Below are 20,187 nucleotides of genomic sequence, written 5' to 3'. Positions count from 1 at the left end.
CCGTCGTCCTGAACTCCTACGGGCATGGGTCATGCAGACCTTCCTGCCGTACGCCGGGTTCCGGCGGAGCGCCCTCGCACCGGATCCGCGACGGCTGGGCAAGCAGCGGGTCGAGGCGGTCCAGGTCCTGCGAGGGCTCACCGTCCCCGGCTACGGCCGGCGCCACCACCCCGCGGTCCGCATGTGGACCGGGCACGAGGAGCGCCTGCGGGCGCGGGGGCCGGCGATCAGGTCAGGCGTCCAGCGAAACGATCATCTTGCCGGTGTTCTCGCCGCGCAGCAGACCGACGAACGCGTCGTAGGCGTTCTCGATGCCCTGGACCTTCGTCTCGTTGTACTTGAGCTCGCCCGAGGCGAGCCAGCCGGCCACGTCCTGGACGAACTGCGGCTGGAGGGCGGCGTGGTCGCCGACCAGGATGCCCTGCAGCCGCAGACGCTTGCCGATGACGAGGGCGAGGTTGCGCGGCCCCGGGGTGGGCTCCGTGGCGTTGTACTGCGCGATCATTCCGCAGATGGTGGCGCGGCCGTGCACGTTGAGCGAGGAGATCGCGGCTTCGAGGTGCTCACCGCCGACGTTGTCGAAGTAGACGTCGATGCCGTCGGGGGCGGCCTCGGCGAGCTGCTCACGGACGGGGCCGTTCTTGTAGTTGAAGGCCGCGTCGAAGCCGTACTCCTCGACGAGGAGCTTGACCTTCTCGTCGGATCCGGCCGAGCCGATGACACGGGAAGCGCCCTTGATCTTCGCCATCTGGCCGACCTGGCTGCCGACCGCACCGGCCGCGCCGGAGACGAAGACGGCGTCGCCCTCCTTGAAGGAGGCGACCTCGAAGAGGCCGGCGTAGGCGGTGAGGCCGGGCATGCCGAGCACACCGAGGTAGGAGGAGAGCGGGGCGATCGAGCCGTCGACCTTCACCGCGTGCTTGGCGGGGACGTCGGCGTACTCGCGCCAGCCGAGGCCGTGCAGGACGTGGTCGCCGACGGCGAAGCCCTCGGCGTTCGAGGCGACCACCTCGCCGACCGCGCCGCCGTCCATGGGGTGGTCGAGCTTGAAGGGCGGGGTGTACGACTTCACGTCGTTCATCCGGCCGCGCATGTAGGGGTCGACCGAGAAGTGGAGGTTGCGGACGAGGACGCGGCCCTCACCGGGTGCGGTCACCGGCGCCTCGCGCAGCGCGAAGTCCGTGGCCTCGGGCCAGCCGTGCGGGCGGGCGACGAGGTGCCATTCGCGGCTGGACGTGGGAAGTGCGGACATGGGCTCGGGTCTCCTCGATGTCGTGCCGGGGGAAGCGGAAAAGCTTCAGGACGTGAAACAACCATGCGTCCAGATATTTCACCTTGTCAAGTAATTCGGTACCCTGGGTGTCATGGCCACTCCGCGCACGGACCCGCTCACCCTCGACGTCATCCAGCTCATCGGCGGCGTCGTGGCGCGCTACCACGAGGAGTACGACCGGGCCGCGTCCGCGCACGCCCTGACCGGCGCCCAGGCCAGAGTCCTCGGGCTGCTCTCGCTGGAGCCGATGCCCATGCGCAAGGTTGCCCGGAAACTGAAGTGCGAACCGTCCAACATCACGGGCATAGTCGACCGGCTGGAGCTCCGCGGCCTGGTGGAGCGCCGCCCGGACCCGGCCGACCGGCGCGTGAAGCTCGCCGCCCCGACCGAGGAGGGAGTCCGGACGGCCCGGCAGCTGCGGGACGCGCTGGACTTCGCCCGGGAGCCGCTCGCCGAGCTGTCGGAGGCGGAGCGGACGGTCCTGCGCGACCTCCTGCGCCGGATGCTCGGCGAGGACGAGGCCTGACTCCCCTGCCGCTCAGGGGCAGAAGATCCACCAGACGCAGGTCTCCGTCGGCGACGGGGTGGGGGCGGGGCTGCCGGAGGGCTCCGGCGACGTCGGGGCCCCGGTGGGCTCTCCGGAGCCCGAGGGCTCGGCCGGCCCCTCGGTCCCGCCCGGGTCCGCGGGCGCGGACGTCGCGGGTGGGGTGTCCGCCGGGACGGAGGAGGACGACGCGGGCGCCGCGGGCGCCGTCGTGCGGGGCGGGCCGCCCGTCGGGGTCCCGGAGTGCGCGTCGGTGACCGGCACGACGGTGGGCGCGTCCACCGGTCCGGGACCGTCGGGCTCCGTGCTCGACGAGGCGGACGGCACGGGCTCGGTGGCGCCGGACGTCGCCTCGCTCACGTAGTCCGCCGCACCGCTGTCACCCCCGGGCTCCATCGCCAGCTCGGCCAGGCTCAGCGCCCCGAGCGCCAGCACCGCACCCGCCGCCGTCAGCAGCAGCGCACGGCCCCGCCGCCGGTGCGTACGGCGTCCCCGCCCCCGGGCACGGCGGCGGTGACCGGCGGCCCCGGAGGCGTCCAGGGTCTCGCCTGCGGGCTCCGGCACACGGCCGGCGGGCTCCGCTGCGGGGTAGGGGGCCAGCGCGTCGGCGGGGGTCCCGCAACCGGCGCAGGCCAGCGCCCCGTTGAGGTGCCGTTGGCACGGGTGGCAGTAGTCCATGGCGACCGCAGACTAGACGCGTCAGGAACGGCACAGGAAGGCGCACAGGTGAGGATCCTGTGTGGAATCAAGGACTCCGGGTGCGCCGCCCCCCGTCCCCGCCCGCGCGGCAGGATGGGCCCATGACCGCTCCCGCCCCGTTCGGGCCGCTCCAGTTCCAGCTCGTCCTGCTGCGCCGGATGGCCGACCACCAGCCGGACCTCGTCGAGGACGCCCGTCATGAGCTGAGCGCCTCCCTCGCCGAGATGCGGGAGGCGAACCGCCGCTGGCAGGCCATGCTGCGCGCCCCGCGCGGCCGGGGCGCACTGCGCCGCTACCGCTCCGTCCTGGGCGAGCCGGAGTCGTCCGTACGCCGCACGGTCGGCGACCTGGAGTGCGAGGCGCTGCTGTGGCCGCTGCCTCTCTGGCCGGACCTGCGCTTCGAGGTCATGGCGGGCCCCGGCGGAGCCGTGTGGAACGAATGGCTGGTCCGCGCCCCCGGCGCGCCGGGCCCCGTACTGGACACGGCCGCCGACCTGAGCCCGTGGTCCTGCACCGTGGACGAGGTGGCCAGGGCCTTCGCCCCGGCCCGGCCCATGGAGGGCAGCGCGCCGACCCGCTGGGCGCTGGCCTTCACCGACCCGGCGGACGGCGGGCCCCGCGTCGCCGAGTTCACCTGGGGACTCCTCCAGCGGCTGCTTCCCGGCGGCGCCTGAGACCGGACGCACCGTCTCCCGCCGCACCTTCCCGGCGGCTCCCGGCATCTGTCGCGCCGTCAGCTCAGGGTCCCCCCTACGGCTCATCCAGCGCGCGCCCCTCCCGCCCCGGCGCGACGATGCCAGGAGAGCCGGCTGCCGCCGGTACCCCCCGTCAGCGCTCTCGGGAGACCCTGCCGTGACCGTCAGTCTCGAACAGTTGCGCCGTTGCCATGTCGCCGTCGATCTCGGGGCCGCGAGGACCCGTGTGTACATCAAGGGAGTGGGGCTCGTCGTCGACGAGCCCAGTGTCGCCGCCGTCAACACGCGCACCGGCTCGCTCATCGCCGTCGGTGCGCTCGCCGAGCAGATGACCGGGCGGACGCCCGCGTACATCCGGGTGGCCCGCCCGGTCTCCGGCGGAACCGTCGTCGACATCGACATGGCTCAGCGCATGCTGCGCCATCTGCTCGGCGAGAAGCTCCGTCGCCAGCTGCGCCGGAAGCCCCGGCTGCGCGCCGCCGCATGTGTCCCGCACGACGCCGATCCACTGGCTCAGCGGGCGGCCGTCGAGACCCTCGTGGGACTCGGCGCGCGACGGGTGGAGCTGGTCGACACCCTCATCGCCGCGGCCATCGGCTGCGGCCTGCCGGTGGAGCAGCCGACCGCCACCATGATCATGGTGTGCGGAGCGGCCACCACCCAGATCGCCGTGCTCTCGCTCGGCTCGATCGTGACGGCCGTACGCATCCCGATCGGCGGCGAGGCCATCGACCACGCGGTCATCCAGCATCTGCGCCAGCACCACGAACTGATGCTGCCCAGCCAGTCCGTACGTCCCCTGCAGCTGGCGCTCCGCGGCAACGGCCTCACGCTCAACGGCCCCGCGATCACGGAGATCCACGGTCGTGACGTGGCCACGGGTCTGGCCCGTTCGGTCCAGGTCGACACCGCCGCCGTACGCCAGGCGATCCACACCCCGCTGACCGCGGTGCTCGACGGCCTCGGCAAGGTGCTGCGCGACTGCCCGCCGGACCTGGTGGCCGACATCGCGGACTCCGGGATCATGATGGTCGGCGGCAGCGCCCTGCTGCCGGGGCTCGACCAGATGCTGCGCGACGCGACGGGCGTGCCCGTGCACATCGCCGAGCGGCCCGACGTCTGCTCGGTGCTGGGGCTCGGGGCGATGCTGGACGGAACGGTCCAGCCGCTGGTCCTCGCCCCGCTCGCCGGCTGAGAGCCGCAGGGCTTCCCGGTGGCCGGTACGGGTCTCGACCTGCGGACCACCCTGCAGCACATCGTGGACACCGCCACGGCGCTGGCCGGGGCGCGCCACGGCGCCCTGGCCCTCCTGCACGGGGAGGACCGCCATGTCACCGACCTCTTCACCACCGGCATGTCCGAGGGCGAACGGAGCACGGCGGGCCTTCTCCTGGACGGCCGTACGGGAGCCCTCGGGGTCCTCGTCGACGACGATCAGGCGGTGCGCGTCGACGATCCGGCGACCGGTCCGCACCCGCCGGACGCGCCGCGCCCGCCCCTCGCGGTCCGCTCCTTCCTGGGGGCGCCGGTCCGGGTGCACGGCGAGGTGCTCGGCATCCTCTGCCTCACCGCACGGGAACCGGGGCGGTTCGCCGACACCGAGCCGGCGCTGCTGCGGCTCCTCGCCTCCCAGGCCGCCGCCGCGATCGGCGGCGCCCACCTGTACGAGGCGGCGCGGCAGCGGGAGCACTGGATCGAGGGGGCGGCCGCCGTCACGCGTGCGCTGCTGGCCGGCGCGGGCACGACTGATGCCCTGACGACCGTCGCCGAGCGTGCCCGGGTGCTGGCGGGTGCGGTGGCGGGGGTGATCCTCCAGCCGACCCCGGACGGCGGGATGGAGATCGTCGCCGCCTCCACCCCCGACGATCCCGCCGGCCTCGTCGGCACCGCCATCGAGCCGGGCGCACCGGTCCTGGTCCAGTTGCTGGGCGGCGAGGAGGTGCTCATCGCGGACTCCGCGACGGACGAGCGGATGACGACCCCGGTGCGGTCCCGGTTCGGCCCCAGCATGATGCTGCCCCTGCAGAGCGGGGGCAGGCTCATCGGCACGCTCGCCCTCCCCCGCCGCCGCGGCGAGGCCCCGTACACGGAGACGGACCGGCAGCTCGCGGCACAGTTCGCCTCGCAGGCCGCACTGGCCCTGGTGATGGCCGACGCGCAGCAGTACCGGGAGCAGCTCGCGGTCTACGAGGACCGCGACCGCATCGCCCGTGACCTGCACGACCTCGTCGTGCAGCGGCTGTTCGCGACGGAGATGATGCTGGAGTCGACCCGCCGCAAGGACCTGGCGGGCGACAGTGCGACGGCGGAGCTGCTCGCGCGGGCGGTGGACGAGCTGGACTCCACCATCCAGGAGGTCAGGACGGCGATCTTCGCCCTGCAGCAGCCGCCCGCCGAGGCCCCCACGTCCTTCCGCGGGCGGGTCCTGCGCGAGACGGGCGGTGCGGCGGCGGTCCTCGGCTTCCAGCCGTCCGTCCAGTTCACCGGTGCCGTGGACTCCCTGGTAACGGAACCGGTGGACGGCGAGCTGCTCGACGTGCTGCGCGGGGCCCTCGCCTCCGCGCACCGGCGAGAAGGGGTGTCGGCCGTCGAGGTGGAGGTGGACGCGACCGTGCGGCTGCCGGACGGGCGTGTGGCGGTACGTCTCGTGGTCGCCGACGACGGGCGCGCCGAGGACGGCACCCGGTCGCCGACGTTCACCTGGCAGGCGCCGCTCTGAGCGCGATCCGGGTGTTGGAGTGGGCGACCCCCGCGTCCTTCTTCAGCCGGCGCAGCAGCGCGTCCAGCGAGCTGGGGTCCGCCGCGGTGGCACGGACGAGGTAGTCGTGGCCGCCCGTCACGTGCACCACCTCCGTGATGCCCGGCAGGGTGAGCACCGAGCGTTCGAACTCCTCGTTGGTCGTGTCGAGCCGCAGCGACACGTCAATGAAGACGACGAGGCCCGAACGGGTGTCGGCGGCCGGGTCGACGATGACCGTGAAGCCGCGGATCACCCCGTCGCGGCGCATGCGGCGCACACGGTCGCCCGCCGCGTTGGCGCTGAGCCCCACGCGTACGCCCAGATCGCGGTACGAGATCCGGGCGTCCTCCTGGAGAATGCCGAGGATCTCTCTGTCCAACCGGTCCATAACGGTGATTCTCCCAGCATGGGGCCCGAAACGGCGTGCGGGCGGCCGTTCCGCGGACACCGCGGACGCCCTCCGCCCATGGGGCGCCTGCCGTCCGGCCCCTTACCCGGATGGCCCAGCCCGCCGTGCCCGGCCGGGGCCCCCGCCCTTGACTGACCGTGTGGACACCACCGCCGAGCAGGCCCCCGCCCCGGACCGGAGGCAATCCGCCGCCGCCTACCGGAACCTGATCATGGCCACGATCGGATTCACGCTCACCTTCTGGGCGTGGAACCTGATCTCCCCGTTGTCGGGGGACTTCAAGGAGCGGCTCGGCCTGAGCTCCTTCCAGCAGTCGCTCCTCGTGGCGGTCCCCGTCCTCGTCGGTTCGCTCGGCCGCATTCCGGCGGGCGCCCTGACCGACAAGTTCGGCGCCAGGCTGATGTTCCCCGTCGTCTCCGCCCTGACGATCGTCCCGGTGCTGCTGCTCATCCCGGCGAAGGGCTCCTACGGCGCGATGCTCGCCGTCGGCTTCCTGCTCGGCCTCGGCGGAACGACGTTCGCGATCGGTATCCCCCTGGTCAACTCGTGGTTCCCGCCGGCGAAGCGGGGCCTCGCGCTCGGTGTGTTCGGCATGGGCATGGGCGGCGTCGCGCTGTCCGGTTACTTCACGCCCCGCATCGCGAAGCACAGCGAGAACCTGCCGTTCTGGATCGTCGCCGGGGCGCTCCTGGTCTACTCGCTGCTCGCGGCGGTCCTGATCACCGACCACCCGGGGCGCACGGTCCCGACGGACTCCCTGGGCCACCGGCTGGGCCAGGCGGGCCGGCTCCGGGTGACCTGGGAGCTGTCCGCGCTGTACGCGATCGGGTTCGGCGGCATCGTGGCGTTCGGGGTCTACCTGCCGACGTATCTGAAGACCTGGTACGAGATGTCGCCCACCGAGGCGGGCACCAAGGCGGCCGGGTTCGCGCTGGTCACCGTCGTCTTCCGGCCGATCGGCGGCTGGCTCTCGGACCGGGCCCACCCCGCCCTGGTCACGGCCGGGGCGCTGCTGCTGGCGGCGCTGATGGCCATCGTCCAGGCCTTTGACCCGGGGCTGGATCCGGTCGGCACGATCGCGCTGCTCTGCATGGCGGCCGGGCTCGGCACCGCGAGCGGCAGCGTCTTCGCCCTGGTCTCACAGGTGACCCCGCAGGCCAAGGTGGGAAGTGTGACCGGCATCGTCGGCGCGATGGGCGGGCTCGGCGGTTTCGTGCCGCCGCTGGTCATGGGCGCGATCTACAGCGCGAAGGACTCGTATTCGATCGGCTTCATGCTGCTGTCCGATCTGGCGCTGGCGGGAGCCGTGTACGCCTACGGCCGGATGCGGACCATCCGGCGCGACGGATGACGGCGGACCCCTCGGCCCGGTGGAGCGCCGCGGGGGCCCTGGCCGGTGGTTCCGGGTGGCCTCGAGCGGCACCCCTTAGGCTTCGCCGGGTGACCTCACTTCTGCCCGCGCTGCGCGGAGCGTCCAGCGGGACGGACTCCCCCGAGGCCGTCCGGTTCGGCGAACACGTCCTGAGTTACGCACAGTTGGCCGAGGCTTCCGCTTCCCTCGCCACCCGGATCGCAGGGGCGGGACGCGTCGCCGTCTGGGCCACGTCCACCCCGGAGACGGTGGTCGCTGTCGTGGCGGCCCTGTGGGCGGGGGTGCCCGCCGTACCGCTCAACCCGAGGACCGGCGAGCGGGAGCTCGCGCACATCGTCGCCGACAGCGGGCCTTCGGTGGTGCTGGCCGGGGCGGGCGACGAACTGCCGTCGGCGCTGGGCGGCCTGGAGCGCCTGGACGTCGGCACGGCCGCGGCCCCCGGCTCCCCGGGGGCCGGCTTCCCCGAGCCCTCCGAGGAGTCACCCGCCCTGGTCGTCTACACGTCCGGCACGACCGGCCCGCCCAAGGGCGCCGTCCTGCCCCGCCGGGCGATCGCCGCGTCGCTGGACGCGCTGGAGGACGCCTGGGGATGGACCGGCGACGACGTCCTCGTCCACGCCCTGCCGCTGTTCCATGTGCACGGGCTGATCCTGGGCGTCCTCGGCCCGCTGCGGCGAGGCGGATCCGTCCGCCACCTCGGCCGGTTCTCGGCGGAGGGAGTGGCACGGGAGCTGCTCTCCGGGGGGACGATGCTGTTCGGCGTGCCCACCATGTACCACCGGCTGGCCGGCGCGCTGGACGAGCCGTCCGGCGCGGGGGAGCTCGCGAAGGCCCTGGCGGGCGCCCGTCTGCTGGTGTCCGGCTCGGCGGCCCTGCCGGTCCACGACCACGAGCGGATCGCGGCGGCGACCGGCCGCCGGGTCATCGAGCGGTACGGGATGACGGAGACGCTGATGAACACCGGCGTACGGGCCGACGGCGCGCCGCGCGCCGGGACGGTCGGCCCGCCGCTGTCGGGCGTGGAGCTCAGGCTCGTCGAGGAGGACGGCACCGTGCTCGCGGACACGACCTCCATCGGTGAGATCCAGGTGCGCGGCCCGAACCTCTTCAGCGGCTACCTGAACCGGCCGGACGCGACGAAGGCGGCCTTCACGGAGGACGGCTTCTTCCGTACCGGTGACATGGCGACGATCGACACCGACGGCTACGTGAGGATCGTGGGGCGCAAGGCCACCGATCTCATCAAGAGCGGCGGCTACAAGATCGGCGCGGGTGAGATCGAGAACGCCCTGCTGGACCATCCCGGCGTGCGTGAGGCGGCCGTCACCGGCGAACCGGACGCGGACCTCGGTGAGCGGATCGTCGCCTGGGTGGTCCCGGCCGATCCCGGATCACCGCCCGGTGAGCAGGAGTTGGCGGACCATGTGGCGGCCCTGCTGGCGCCGCACAAGCGCCCGCGCGTCGTCCGCCACCTCGATGTGCTGCCCCGCAACGAGCTGGGCAAGATCATGAAGAGGTCGCTCGGTGCCTGACGCCCGGTGCGTCCGCGTCTCGGCGCGGGAGGCGGTCGCCGCCGTGGCGGAGGGCTTCACGGAACACCGTCCGGCAGCTCCCGCCCTCCGCCCGGACGGCCCACTCGGCTGGAGTGGTTACGGCCGGGCCAGGGAGCGCGCCTCGGCGCGGACCGGTGAGGAGGAGTCCGTCCTCTACGGGACCGCCGTGGTCGGTGGCCGGGAGTGTGTCCTCGTCTCCTTCGAATTCGGTTTCCTCGGCGGCTCGTTGGGCGCGCACACCGGGGACCGTCTGGAGGCGGCGTACGCACTGGCGGGTGAGCGGAGGCTGCCGCTCGTCTCCCTCGTGGCGACCGGGGGCAGCCGGATGCAGGAGGGCATGATCGCGCTGATACAGCTTCAGCGGGTGGCCCGGGCGTCGTCACTGCTGCGGTCCCAGGGGCTGCCGCAGATCGCCGTACTGCGGGATCCGACGACCGGGGGCGGCTGGGCCACCGTGGGAGCGGGCGCCGACGTGGTGCTGGCGCTTCCCGGGGCGCAGATCGGGTTCGCGGGCTCCCGGGTGCGGCCGGCCGACGCCGACCCGTACGCGTACACCGCCGAGGGGCAGCTGGCGGCCGGCCAGATCGACGCCGTCGTACCGCCGGACGCACTGCCCGGAACGCTGGGCCGCTGGCTGGCCGCGCTGACGGTCACGGGTCCGGCGGTGGCGGCCCCCGTACCGGGCGCGCTGTCGGCGGCGGGACTGCCGGCGACCGGCTGGGACGCGGTGGAGCAGGCCCGGGCGGCGGCGCGGCCACGGGCCGGCGCCTACCTGGACGCGTACTTCGAGGACCGGCTGCCGCTGAGCGGGGACCGCTGCGGCGGCAGCGACCCGGGGCTGCTCTGCGGGGTGGGCCTGCGCGACGGGCGGCCCGTGGCGTACGCCGCCCAGTGCGGCACCGCGATCCGCCCGTCGGGCTACCGCACGGCGGCCCGGGTGATCCGGCTCGCGGACCGGCTCGGCCTCCCCGTGCTGACCCTCATCGACACCCCCGGCGCGGCCAACGACGCGGAGGCGGAACGCGCGGGCGCGGGCGCGGCCATCGCCGACGCCTTCGCGGCGGTCGCCGCCGCCCGGGTCCCCGTGACGACCCTCGTGATCGGTGAGGGCGGCTCCGGTGGCGCGCTGGCGCTGGCCTCCCCGGACAACACCCATGTCACCGCGGACAGTTACTTCTCGGTGATCGCACCGGAGCTGGCCGCGGCCATCCTCAAGCGCGGTCCGGACGAGGTGCGGTCCACCGCCGACCAGCTGCGGATCCGCCCCCAGGACCTGGTGGAGCTCGGCGTCGCGCGCTCGGTCGTCGGCCCCGTGTCGCCGGCGGGCTGAGACCGGACTCGGCGCGCCGCCCGGGCGCCCCTTGGCTAGCGTGACAGAAAGGACCAACCGTCGTTCGAAGAGAGGTCGCGACCATGGCCGCAGAATCCGAGGGCACCCCGTGCTGGGCCGACGGCACGTTCGGCGATCTCGCGGGGGCGAAGCGCTTCTACGGTGAGCTCCTGGGCTGGTCGTTCGGCGAGTCGATGCCCGAGTACGGCGAGTACACGCAGGCCCATGTGGACGGCAGGGCGGTGGCCGCGCTGTCGCCTCCCATGCCCGGCCAGGACGCGCCGAACGCCTGGTGTCTGTACCTCGCGTCCCCGGACGCCGCCGCCACCACCGCGAAGATCCGCGCGTGCGGGGGCGAGGTGCTGGTGGAGCCGATGCGGGTCGGCGACTTCGGCACGATGGTGCTGGCCACCGACCCCGGCGGGACGGCCTTCGGGGTGTGGCAGGCCGGCCGCCACGAGGGCTTCGAGGCGCGGACCGTGCCCGGCGCCTACGCCTGGGCGGAGGTCTACACACGGGAACCGGAGAAGGCCGACCACTTCTTCGCGGCCGTGTTCGGCTACGGGGTGAAGCACCTGGACGACGACGCGATCGACTTCGCCCTCTACGACCTCGGCGCGGACCCGGTCCTCGGCCGGATGAAGATGGGGGCGGAGTTCCCTCCCCAGGTCCCGGCCCACATGAACGTGTACTTCACCGTGGCGGACTGCGACGCGTCGGTGGAGAAGGCGCAGGCGCTCGGCGCGGAGCTCCGGTTCGGCCCGATGACCATCCCGTTCGGGCGGTTCGCCACCCTGGCGGACCCGCAGGGCGCGGTGTTCTCCCTGTTCGACCCCACGACGACCGGGGGCGGCATGCCGAACGTCTCGGAGGCGCCCTGACCGGCCCTCCGGCACCCTTGCCCCAGGGGACGACGTACGGGCACGGTCACGCTCCCGTGGTGGAGCCGGGGCGGACGATCATCAGGACGGTGACCGTGGCCCACAGCAGGTTGAACACGCCCGTGAGCACGGCCAGTCGTGCGGCCGCCCCGGGACCGGAGTCGGACACGCCGGTGAGTGGCGGTGCCCAGGTCGGCTTCGGCTCCCCGACCGCCTTCCGTGGCCGCTTCAAGAGGACGACCGGTGTCAGCCCTCACAGCTACCGTCGCTCCTTCGGGTGACTCTCGCGCGGGGAATCCGCTGACTCCGGGAGCCCTCTCCGCGTCCGGACGGTGACCTCACACCTCCACCGAGGCTCCTCGCATCCGCCACGATCACGCCGACCGGACCGCACCGTCCACGAGGCGCCGGAATGCACCGGCCGCGGCCCGCAAAACCGGGGCTGACCAGCGGAACCGCACCCGATGGGTGGCCTCGGAACGTGTACCGACGTGTACACCCCCTGTAACGGCCCCGTAAGACAGTTGTGATGCAAGTCTTGACAGGTGCTCATCAGCAAGCCACCTTGGGAGCGCTCCCACAGTAAAGAGTCGCACGCACCACTCTCCTGCTCCCCTCATCCCCGAACACCGGGTGAACGAAGAAGCATCGCCCGGACGAGGAAGGCGTTCGTCATGAGCTCGGTGAAGCGCCGCACGAGCGGCCGTACGTCAGGAACGCGCACCCTCCTGGTCGCCGCTCTCGTCGTCGGCACCGCCCTGCTGGGCGGACCCGCGACCGCGGCACCACAGGACACACTGCATGAACTCGCCTCCGCCCAGGGACGGTACTTCGGTTCCGCCACCGACAATCCCGAGCTGCCCGACGCCGCTTACGCGGCCGTCCTGGGCTCCGAGTTCGGGCAGATCACCCCGGGCAACTCCATGAAGTGGGACACCACCGAACCGGCCCAAAACCGGTTCGACTTCACCAAGGGCGACGTGGTCACCGACTTCGCCCGGCAGCACGACCAGACCGTGCGCGGCCACACCCTCGTCTGGCACAGCCAGCTGCCCAGCTGGGTGGGGCAGTTGCCGCCGGCCGAGGTGGAGGCGGCCATGACCCACCACATCACCGAGCAGGCCACGCACTACCGCGGCTCGGTCTCGGCCTGGGACGTGGTGAACGAGCCCTTCAACGAGGACGGGACCTACCGCACGAGCCCCTTCCACACCGCCATGGGCAGCGACTACATAGCGACCGCGCTGCGCGCCGCGCACGCCGCGGACCCCGAGGCCGAGCTGTACCTCAACGACTACAACATCGAGGGCCTCGGCGCGAAGAGTGACGCGATGTACGCCCTGGCGAGCGAGCTGCTGGCGGAGGGCGTACCCCTCGACGGCGTCGGGATGCAGGCGCATCTGGCGGTGCAGTACGGCTTCCCGTACGAGATGCGGGCGAACATGCAGCGGTTCGCCGACCTCGGGCTCGACGTCGCCGTCACCGAACTCGACGTACGCATGCAACTGCCGGCGGACGCCGCGAAGGTGGCCACGCAGTCCTCCTACTACCAGCGCGTGACGGAGGCCTGCCTGGCGGTCGAGCGCTGCGTCGGCATCACCGTATGGGACTTCACGGACAGGTACTCCTGGGTCCCGGGCACGTTCCCCGGCCAGGGCGCGGCCAACCTGTACGACGAGGACCTGCTGCCCAAGCCCGCCCTCGCCGCCGTACGCACCGCTCTGGGCGCCGAGGACGACGGCGGCGAGGGCGCGCTCAAGGTGCTGTACCGAAACAGCGACTCCTCCGCCGGGGACAACCAGATCAAGCCGGGTCTCCAACTCGTGAACACCGGAACCACCGCGATCAGCCTCCCGGCAGTGACGGTCCGGTACTGGTTCAGCGGCGAGAGGGGAGCACCCGCCTACAGCACCTGGTGCGACTGGTCCCCGCTCGGCTGCGCCACGGTCACCCACCGGGTCGTCGCCGCGAGCACGCCGAAGGCCGGAGCCGACCACCACCTCGACGTGGGCTTCACCGGAGGCACCCTGGCGCCGGGCGCGTCCACGGGTGAGATCCAGCTGCGCCTGAACAAGACGGACTGGTCGGACTTCGACGAATCGGACGACTACAGCCGCACCGGCGGATCCTCCTACGCCGACGCCCCGAGGATCGCCGTGTACATGGGCGGGGAGCTGGTCCGGGGCATCGAGCCCTGACAGCAGGGCCCCTGGGCCCGCCCCGTCTCCACCCCCCTCACTCTCCCCCGCTCCACCCTCCCCCGACGACACCCACCCATGAGTTCTCTGTGGCGGTATCACACAGAACATCCAGGAACGTCCCGGGCGGGCCACCACCCCTGAACCCGCCTGCGGGCACACACCGCAGGCGTACTGAAGAAAGACGGAGCCGCATATGAAAAGCAGAGGCAGCACGCTGTACGGACTGCGCGGAAAGCTCGCCGCACTGTCCGCCCTCGTCATGGGCGCCGCGCTGGCGGTCGCCGTGCCCTCACCGGCCTCGGCCGCGGCCGAGGCGCGGGTGGACAACCCCTATGTCGGATCGACGGCCTACGTGAACCCCGACTGGTCCGCCAAGGCGGCGGCCGAGCCGGGTGGCAGCGTGATCGCCGACGAGCCGTCGTTCGTCTGGATGGACCGGATCGCGGCCATCGAGGGCTCGTCCACGGCCCTGAGCCTGCGCGAGCACCTCGACACCGCGCTGGAGCAGGGAGCGAACCTGTTCCAGGTGGTCATCTACGACCTGCCCGGCCGCGACTGTGCCGCGCTCGCGTCCAACGGTGAACTCGGCCCGACCGAGATCGGCCGCTACAAGAGCGAGTACATCGACCCGATCGCCGACATCCTCGCCGACCCCGCGTACGCCAGTCTGCGGATCGTCACCCTCATCGAGCCCGACTCGCTGCCCAACATCGTCACCAACGCGGGCGGCACGGCCGGCTCCACGCCCGAGTGCGCGGTCATGAAGGCGAACGGCAACTACGAGAAGGGCATCGGCTACGCCCTGCACACTCTCGGTGCCATCCCGAACGTCTACAACTACGTCGACGCGGCCCACCACGGCTGGCTCGGCTGGGACAGCAACTTCACCCCCGCCGCGCAGGAGTTCAAGAAGGCGGCGACGTCCGAGGGCGCGACGGTCGACGACGTCTCCGGCTTCATCCTGAACACGGCCAACTACTCGGCTCTCAAGGAGCCGAACCTGAAGATCACCGACTCGGTGAACGGCACCACGGTGCGCCAGTCCAAGTGGGTCGACTGGAACTACTACGTCGACGAGCTGAGCTTCGCCCAGGCCTTCCGCACCGAGCTGGTCAGCCAGGGCTTCAACTCGAACATCGGCATGCTGATCGACACGGCCCGCAACGGCTGGGGAGGCAGTGACCGGCCCGCCGGTCCGGGCCCGACGAGCAGTGTCGACGCCTATGTCGACGGCGGCCGCATCGACCGCCGCATCCACGCCGGCAACTGGTGCAACCAGAGCGGCGCCGGTGTCGGCGAGCGTCCGACCACTGCCCCTGAGCCGGGAATCGACGCCTACGTGTGGGCCAAGCCCCCGGGGGAGTCGGACGGCAGCAGCCAGCCCGTGGAGAACGACGAGGGCAAGGGCTTCGACCGGATGTGCGACCCCACGTACGAGGGGAACGGCCGTAACGGCAACAGCATGAGCGGCGCGCTGCCGAACTCCCCGGTCGCCGGCCACTGGTTCTCCGCGCAGTTCCAGCAGCTGATCGCCAACGCCTACCCGCCCCTCGACGGCAGCGGCGGCGGCAACGACGACGACACGACCGCACCCACCGTACCGACCGGCCTGAAGGTCACCACCAAGAGCAGCGGCAGCGTCTCGCTCTCCTGGACCGCTTCGACCGACAACACCGCCGTGACCGGTTACGACGTCTACCGCGGCTCGGCCAAGGTCGGCTCCGCCACCTCGACCTCGTACACGGACAGCGGCCTGACGGCCTCGACCGCGTACAGCTACACGGTCAGGGCGAAGGACGCCGCGGGCAACGTCTCGGCGGCCTCCGCCGCGGTCTCGGCGACCACCGAGGCCGGAGGCGGCACCGGTACGGGCAGCCTCAAGGTCCAGTACAAGAGCACCGACAACTCCGCCACCGACAACCAGATCCGGATGGCGCTGCAGCTCGTCAACACCGGCAGCTCCGCCGTGGACCTGTCCACGGTCAAGGTCCGCTACTGGTTCACCCCGGACTCCGGAGCCTCCTCCTTCGGCACCGCGTGCGACTGGGCGGTCATCGGCTGCGGCACCGTGACCCACGGGGTGAAGACGGCCGGCTCGGCGGCCGGCGCCAGCCACTACCTGGAGGTCGGCTTCGGCAGCGGCAGCCTCGCTGCGGGCGCCTCGACCGGCGACATCCAGCTGCGCGTGAACAAGAGCGACTGGTCCAACTTCTCGGAGTCGGACGACTACAGCCGCTCGACCGGCACCACCTACGCCGACGCTCCGAAGATCGGCCTGTACCGGACCGGCACCCTCGCCTGGGGCACCGCTCCCTGATCCGGACGCACGTCCGGCGACCACGGTCCGGCCCCCGCTGCCCCGGCAGCGGGGGCCGGACCCCGTCCGGCCCCCGAGCCGTCTCCGGCGGGCCGGCCGCGGTGATCCACGGCAACCACTGGCAGCGCTCCGGCCGACGGCCACATCAAGCCGATTCCGGGGACGTCCGGGGACCGACCGGGCCCTGCTGTCCGGCTTCGGCCCCGAGCTCCGCCAGCCGGGTCAGGACGGGCAGGGCGGCGGCGACCGTCCGCCGCTCCTCAGGCGTCAGCTGGGCGAGCAGCGGGACCAGGTGGCGGCCCCGGTCCTCGTGCCGGGACTGGATGATCAGCCGGCCCCTGTCGGTGATGTGGACGAGGACGGCGCGCCCGTCCGCCGGGTCGGGGCGGCGTTCCACGAGACCGTCACGCTCGAGCCGCGTGGCCAGCTGGGTGAGCCCCGGCTGGCTGATCTGCTCGGTTCTGGCCAGTTCGGTCAGCCGCGTCGGACCGCGGAGAGTAAGTGTGTCCAGGACGGACAGTGTCGTGAACGACAGCTTCTGCACCATGGGCAGCCGGATGTAGTAGCGGTTGAAGTTCTCGATCGCCCTGGTGAGATCGCCGACGTCCAAGTCGGTCCGGACGTCGGCACGCTGAGGTTGAGTCACCCTGGAAATGTATCGCAGACTTATATAAGCTCCTGATCGATCGCGGGCCGGTGCCTCGTCCAGGCGCCCGGTTCGCATGTGCACCTCGGCGCAACGGAGCGTCAACGGAGTTGCAGAGCGCTAGGTGAGGGAACACACCATGACCGTGCGAATCGGTATCAACGGCTTCGGGCGCATCGGCCGCAACGTCTTCCGTGCGGCGGCCTCGCGGACTTCGGAGCTGGAGATCGTCGCCGTCAACGACCTGGGCGACGTGCCCACCATGGCCCATCTGCTGGCCTACGACTCGATCCTGGGGCGCTTCCCCGAGGAGGTCACCGCCGAGCAGGGCGCGATCCGTGTGGGTGACCGCACGCTCAAGGTCCTCGCCGAGCGCGACCCCGGCGCCCTGCCCTGGGGCGACCTGGGAGTGGACATCGTGATCGAGTCCACCGGCATCTTCACCAGCGCCGCGAAGGCGCGCGCGCACGTCGACGGCGGAGCGAAGAAGGTCATCATCGCCGCGCCGGCCAGCGGCGAGGACATCACGGTGGTGATGGGCGTCAACGACGGTGACTACGACCCCGAGCGCCACACCATCATCTCCAACGCCTCCTGCACCACCAACTGTCTCGCGGTGCTGGCCAAGGTGCTGCACGACGCCGTCGGCATCGACTCCGGCATGATGACCACGGTCCACGCCTACACACAGGACCAGAACCTCCAGGACGCCCCGCACGGGGACCTGCGCCGGGCCCGGGCCGCGGCCCTGAACATCGTGCCCACCTCCAGCGGCGCCGCCAAGGCCATCGGTCTCGTCCTGCCGGAACTCGACGGCCGGATGGACGCCTTCGCCCTGCGGGTGCCCGTCCCCACCGGCTCGGTCACCGACCTCACCGTCACCACCCGCCGCGGCACCACCGTGGACGAGGTGAAGGAGGCGTACGCCGCCGCGGCCGCGGGTCCGTACAAGGGCCTGCTGTCCTCCGTGGACGCGCCCCTGGTCAGCACCGACATCGTGGGCGACCCGGCCTCCTGCGTCTTCGACGCCGGGCTCACCCGGGTGTCCGGCCCGCAGGTCAAGGTCGTCGGCTGGTACGACAACGAGTGGGGCTACTCGAACCGCCTCATCGACCTCTCGCTGCTCGTCGGGTCGTCCCTGTAGCCTCCCGCCGGCCCCGCGTCCGCACCATCCGCACGTAAGCAACGGTCGTCCGCCCACGTGGCGGGCGCCGCTTCCACGCGCCCGTGCACCGGCGCGCAGCGCACCCGACGCCGCCGATGCCGTCGCCGTGCCCCGACGAATCCCATTCACGACGCCACGAGGACGGACTGAATGAAGGAACTTCCGAGGTTACCGTTCGACAACCCGGACATACTCGGCATCGCGCCCCAGATGCTCACACTGCAGCGGGAGGCGCCGGTCACCAGGGTCCGGACCGCGGGCGAGGACGCCTGGCTGGTCACCCGCTACGACGAGGTGCGGTCACTGCTCGCCGACCGCCGGCTCGGCCTCAGCGATCCCCGCCCGGAGCAGTCGGCCAGGAGCACGGCCAGGGCCACCATGATGTCCCTGATGGCAGGGGACGACCGCGACACCGAGGCCGCGGAGCATCCGCTGATGCGCGAGCTGCTCGTACCCCGGTTCTCCACACGCCGGATGCGTCTGATGAAGACCCGCATCGAGCACCACGTGGACGAGCTCCTCGACCGGATGGCCGCCGGCACCCGGCCGGCCGACCTGCACAGCGCGCTGTCGTTCCCGTTGCCGACCATGGTGGTCTGCGATCTGCTCGGCGTACCGCTGGCCGACCGGGAGCGGTTCGGGCTGTGGGCGAGAGGCACCTTCGACCAGAGCGACAGCCGGCACTCGGCCAGCACCTATCAGCAGGTCGTCGATTACACGACCGAGCTGGTGGCGCGCAAGCGGGTCGAGCCGGGCGACGACATCCTCTCCGAGCTGATCGCCGAGAAGAACGGCACACTGTCCGATGCGTACATCGCCCAACTGGGCAACGCCGTACTGCTGTTCGGATACGAGACCACCATCGTGCGCATCGACATGGGCACCCTGCTGCTGCTGCGCAATCCGGCCCAGCGTGCCCTGCTGACCGAGAAGCCCGAACTCGCTCCCGCCGCCGTCGAGGAGATCCTGCGCCTGGCCGTCGGCGGCAAGGGGTCCAACGCGCTGATACCCCGCTACGCGCACGACGACATCGATGTCGGCGACACCGTGATCAAGGCCGGGGACGCGGTGATGCTGGCCATCGGCGCCGGCAACTACGACGGCCGGGCGTTCCCCGACGGCGATCAGTTCGACCTGACCCGGGACAGGCCGAGGCCGCACCTGGCGTTCGGGCACGGCACCCGGCACTGCATAGGCCGCGTCCTGGCCCGGATCGAGCTGACCGCGGTGTTCGAGCGGCTGTTCCGCAGACTGCCCGACCTGCGGCTCGCGGTGCCCGAGGAGTCGCTGCACTGGCAGGAGCACCGGATCACCGGCGGGTTCGACGAAATACCCGTCACCTTCTGAACGGCAGCGTGCGAGCGAGACCAGAACCGTCCACTGATCACGGCGGCGGACGACATGTCACCGAGACCGAACCCGTCGGCCCGCCCGAGTGTTTGACGCTCCTTCCCCCTGCGCAGACGTCACGAGGACAAGGAACCATGACGGACACCTTCAGCGACTACATCGACTGCACGCCTCTTCTCGACGACCGTGAGGCCCTCGACCGGTTCCACGACGAGCACGGCTACGTCTTCCTGCGCGGCGCTCTGGACCGTGATCTCGTGCGGACCGCCGCCGAGCAGATGCTCGATGGTCTGATCTCACTCGGCCACGCCGCCCCGGGCACCACGCTCGACACCCTCACCATCGAGTCCTTCGAGGCGGTCGACGAGGTGGCGATGCACGACTACGTCGCGTACGACGACCTGTGGAACCACCCCTCGACCCTCAAGGTCTGGGAGAAGGTCTTCGGCGAGCCCGTCTTCGTGTTCAAGTCGACGACGATCCGCTACTACCCCTCCGCCGCGGGCTCCGCGGAGCCGAGCTTCCTGACCCCTCTCCACCAGGACGGCTTCTACATAGGCCCGAACAAGGACTTCCGCACCGCCTGGATACCGCTGCTCCCGACGACTCCCGGCACGGGCGGCGTCGCCGTGGCCGACGGCAGCCACAGGAAGGGTCCGCGCGAGCACGTCGTCACCGAGAACTTCCGCCGCTTCGGCCACGCGGTCCGCGGCATCCTGGCGGAGGAGTTCGGCACGGACGAGCAGCTGCTGTTCTCACCCATGGAACCGGGCGACGTGATCATCTTCCACGCCTTCATGTGCCACAAGTCCATCCCGAACGTCTCGGTGGACCCGGCCGCCATGCGGATGTCGATGGACACCCGCATCCAGCCCGCCGCCTCGCACCGCGGATTCAACGCCCTGACCCCGTGGCCGGAGTCCGCGAAGGACGCCTCCAAGGGAATCATGTCGAAGATCACCGGCACTCCGACCACCACCGAGTGACGTCCTCACCCCCTCCTCCGTCTCGA

At 71.8% G+C, this 20,187-nt stretch carries 18 protein-coding genes and 2 pseudogenes; 15 read left to right on the top strand and 5 right to left on the bottom strand.

Features of this window, described 5'->3' with window-relative positions; genetic code table 11:
• Window positions 1–31: 31 nt before the first annotated feature.
• Window positions 32–271 (top strand): annotated as a pseudogene (locus ACIRJR_RS12115) (MSMEG_6728 family protein); the annotation flags it as partial.
• Here ACIRJR_RS12115 and ACIRJR_RS12110 read toward each other — a convergent pair.
• On the bottom strand, window positions 233–1,252 hold the full coding sequence (locus tag ACIRJR_RS12110) for an NADP-dependent oxidoreductase (RefSeq protein WP_329228495.1): 1,020 nt from the start codon (window positions 1,250–1,252) through the stop codon (window positions 233–235). The pseudogene ACIRJR_RS12115 and the gene ACIRJR_RS12110 sit on opposite strands and share 39 nt — an antisense overlap.
• Window positions 1,253–1,364: 112 nt before the next feature.
• Here ACIRJR_RS12110 and ACIRJR_RS12105 point away from each other — a divergent pair, with 112 nt between their 5' ends.
• Window positions 1,365–1,799, top strand: coding sequence for a MarR family winged helix-turn-helix transcriptional regulator (locus ACIRJR_RS12105; RefSeq protein ID WP_403777772.1), 435 nt, complete (start codon window positions 1,365–1,367; stop codon window positions 1,797–1,799).
• 12 nt (window positions 1,800–1,811) lie between these two features.
• Here the strand turns inward: ACIRJR_RS12105 and ACIRJR_RS12100 are convergent, their stop codons facing one another.
• Window positions 1,812–2,495, bottom strand: a complete 684-nt coding sequence (locus ACIRJR_RS12100) for a hypothetical protein (RefSeq protein ID WP_403777769.1) — start codon at window positions 2,493–2,495, stop codon at window positions 1,812–1,814.
• A 122-nt stretch (window positions 2,496–2,617) separates the two neighbouring features.
• Between ACIRJR_RS12100 and ACIRJR_RS12095 the strand changes: the two genes are divergently transcribed.
• From ACIRJR_RS12095 to ACIRJR_RS12085, 3 genes are all read left to right on the top strand, one after another.
• Window positions 2,618–3,190 (top strand): hypothetical protein, encoded by a 573-nt coding sequence (locus ACIRJR_RS12095; RefSeq protein WP_403777766.1) that lies wholly within the window; start codon window positions 2,618–2,620, stop codon window positions 3,188–3,190.
• Between the two features lie 178 nt (window positions 3,191–3,368).
• Complete coding sequence (locus ACIRJR_RS12090) at window positions 3,369–4,406, top strand: rod shape-determining protein (RefSeq protein ID WP_403777764.1); 1,038 nt, start codon at window positions 3,369–3,371, stop codon at window positions 4,404–4,406.
• Between the two features lie 18 nt (window positions 4,407–4,424).
• Window positions 4,425–5,930: a GAF domain-containing protein gene (locus ACIRJR_RS12085; RefSeq protein ID WP_403777761.1), complete on the top strand. Its 1,506-nt coding sequence runs from the start codon at window positions 4,425–4,427 to the stop codon at window positions 5,928–5,930.
• Here ACIRJR_RS12085 and ACIRJR_RS12080 read toward each other — a convergent pair.
• Window positions 5,908–6,339 (bottom strand): Lrp/AsnC family transcriptional regulator, encoded by a 432-nt coding sequence (locus ACIRJR_RS12080; protein ID WP_403777758.1) that lies wholly within the window; start codon window positions 6,337–6,339, stop codon window positions 5,908–5,910. The genes ACIRJR_RS12085 and ACIRJR_RS12080 overlap by 23 nt on opposite strands.
• A gap of 160 nt (window positions 6,340–6,499) precedes the next feature.
• On the opposite strand from ACIRJR_RS12080, the gene ACIRJR_RS12075 reads away from it, so the two are divergent.
• The 4 genes from ACIRJR_RS12075 (at window position 6,500) to ACIRJR_RS12060 (ending at window position 11,496) form a co-directional block, all read left to right on the top strand.
• Window positions 6,500–7,711 carry a nitrate/nitrite transporter gene (locus ACIRJR_RS12075; RefSeq protein ID WP_403777755.1) on the top strand — a complete coding sequence of 404 codons (1,212 nt, stop codon included), beginning with the start codon at window positions 6,500–6,502 and terminating at the stop codon, window positions 7,709–7,711.
• A gap of 89 nt (window positions 7,712–7,800) precedes the next feature.
• Window positions 7,801–9,264: an acyl-CoA synthetase gene (locus ACIRJR_RS12070; protein WP_403777752.1), complete on the top strand. Its 1,464-nt coding sequence runs from the start codon at window positions 7,801–7,803 to the stop codon at window positions 9,262–9,264.
• Window positions 9,257–10,615 carry a carboxyl transferase domain-containing protein gene (locus tag ACIRJR_RS12065; RefSeq protein WP_403777749.1) on the top strand — a complete coding sequence of 453 codons (1,359 nt, stop codon included), beginning with the start codon at window positions 9,257–9,259 and terminating at the stop codon, window positions 10,613–10,615. Before ACIRJR_RS12070 ends, ACIRJR_RS12065 begins: the two co-directional genes overlap by 8 nt.
• An 83-nt stretch (window positions 10,616–10,698) precedes the next feature.
• Window positions 10,699–11,496, top strand: coding sequence for a VOC family protein (locus ACIRJR_RS12060; protein WP_403777746.1), 798 nt, complete (start codon window positions 10,699–10,701; stop codon window positions 11,494–11,496).
• Between the two features lie 46 nt (window positions 11,497–11,542).
• Here ACIRJR_RS12060 and ACIRJR_RS12055 read toward each other — a convergent pair whose 3' ends face one another.
• Window positions 11,543–11,665 (bottom strand): hypothetical protein, encoded by a 123-nt coding sequence (locus tag ACIRJR_RS12055; RefSeq protein WP_403778741.1) that lies wholly within the window; start codon window positions 11,663–11,665, stop codon window positions 11,543–11,545.
• 16 nt (window positions 11,666–11,681) lie between these two features.
• Here ACIRJR_RS12055 and ACIRJR_RS12050 point away from each other — a divergent pair.
• The 3 genes and pseudogenes from ACIRJR_RS12050 to ACIRJR_RS12040 all read left to right on the top strand — a co-directional run.
• A pseudogene (locus tag ACIRJR_RS12050) lies at window positions 11,682–11,777 on the top strand (AraC family transcriptional regulator); the annotation flags it as partial.
• 393 nt (window positions 11,778–12,170) lie between these two features.
• Entirely contained in the window at window positions 12,171–13,694 is a 1,524-nt protein-coding gene (locus ACIRJR_RS12045) for an endo-1,4-beta-xylanase (RefSeq protein ID WP_403777743.1), read from the top strand.
• 262 nt (window positions 13,695–13,956) lie between these two features.
• A complete protein-coding gene (locus ACIRJR_RS12040) occupies window positions 13,957–16,014 on the top strand; it encodes a glycoside hydrolase family 6 protein (RefSeq protein WP_403778713.1) in 2,058 nt (685 codons plus the stop codon).
• Window positions 16,015–16,159: 145 nt separating this feature from the next.
• On the opposite strand, the gene ACIRJR_RS12035 is transcribed toward ACIRJR_RS12040, so the two are convergent.
• On the bottom strand, window positions 16,160–16,660 hold the full coding sequence (locus ACIRJR_RS12035) for a MarR family winged helix-turn-helix transcriptional regulator (RefSeq protein WP_403777740.1): 501 nt from the start codon (window positions 16,658–16,660) through the stop codon (window positions 16,160–16,162).
• 139 nt (window positions 16,661–16,799) lie between these two features.
• Here ACIRJR_RS12035 and gap point away from each other — a divergent pair, with 139 nt between their 5' ends.
• The 3 genes from gap (at window position 16,800) to ptlH (ending at window position 20,161) form a co-directional block, all read left to right on the top strand.
• Window positions 16,800–17,804 (top strand): type I glyceraldehyde-3-phosphate dehydrogenase, encoded by a 1,005-nt coding sequence (gene gap / locus ACIRJR_RS12030; protein WP_403777737.1) that lies wholly within the window; start codon window positions 16,800–16,802, stop codon window positions 17,802–17,804.
• 171 nt (window positions 17,805–17,975) lie between these two features.
• Window positions 17,976–19,172 (top strand): pentalenolactone synthase, encoded by a 1,197-nt coding sequence (penM, locus tag ACIRJR_RS12025; RefSeq protein ID WP_403777734.1) that lies wholly within the window; start codon window positions 17,976–17,978, stop codon window positions 19,170–19,172.
• A 137-nt stretch (window positions 19,173–19,309) separates the two neighbouring features.
• Window positions 19,310–20,161, top strand: coding sequence for a 1-deoxypentalenic acid 11-beta-hydroxylase (gene ptlH, locus ACIRJR_RS12020; protein WP_403777731.1), 852 nt, complete (start codon window positions 19,310–19,312; stop codon window positions 20,159–20,161).
• Window positions 20,162–20,187: the final 26 nt, after the last annotated feature.

It is taken from the genome of Streptomyces sp. NPDC102402 (assembly GCF_044765765.1).
Lineage (GTDB): Bacteria > Actinomycetota > Actinomycetes > Streptomycetales > Streptomycetaceae > Streptomyces.
Note: the sequence above shows the minus strand (reverse complement) of the source record. Positions and strands in the feature narration are given on the sequence as shown.

Excerpts from the sequence above, each read along its gene's own strand:
- ptlH (WP_403777731.1), top strand. The coding sequence starts at position 19,310 with ATGACGGACACCTTCAGCGACTACATCGACTGCACGCCTCTTCTCGAC.
- ACIRJR_RS12110 (WP_329228495.1), bottom strand. The coding sequence starts at position 1,252 with ATGTCCGCACTTCCCACGTCCAGCCGCGAATGGCACCTCGTCGCCCGC.
- ACIRJR_RS12100 (WP_403777769.1), bottom strand. The coding sequence starts at position 2,495 with ATGGACTACTGCCACCCGTGCCAACGGCACCTCAACGGGGCGCTGGCC.
- ACIRJR_RS12040 (WP_403778713.1), top strand. The coding sequence starts at position 13,957 with ATGGGCGCCGCGCTGGCGGTCGCCGTGCCCTCACCGGCCTCGGCCGCG.
- penM (WP_403777734.1), top strand. The coding sequence starts at position 17,976 with ATGAAGGAACTTCCGAGGTTACCGTTCGACAACCCGGACATACTCGGC.
- ACIRJR_RS12080 (WP_403777758.1), bottom strand. The coding sequence starts at position 6,339 with ATGGACCGGTTGGACAGAGAGATCCTCGGCATTCTCCAGGAGGACGCC.
- ACIRJR_RS12095 (WP_403777766.1), top strand. The coding sequence starts at position 2,618 with ATGACCGCTCCCGCCCCGTTCGGGCCGCTCCAGTTCCAGCTCGTCCTG.
- ACIRJR_RS12105 (WP_403777772.1), top strand. The coding sequence starts at position 1,365 with ATGGCCACTCCGCGCACGGACCCGCTCACCCTCGACGTCATCCAGCTC.
- gap (WP_403777737.1), top strand. The coding sequence starts at position 16,800 with ATGACCGTGCGAATCGGTATCAACGGCTTCGGGCGCATCGGCCGCAAC.
- ACIRJR_RS12045 (WP_403777743.1), top strand. The coding sequence starts at position 12,171 with ATGAGCTCGGTGAAGCGCCGCACGAGCGGCCGTACGTCAGGAACGCGC.
- ACIRJR_RS12060 (WP_403777746.1), top strand. The coding sequence starts at position 10,699 with ATGGCCGCAGAATCCGAGGGCACCCCGTGCTGGGCCGACGGCACGTTC.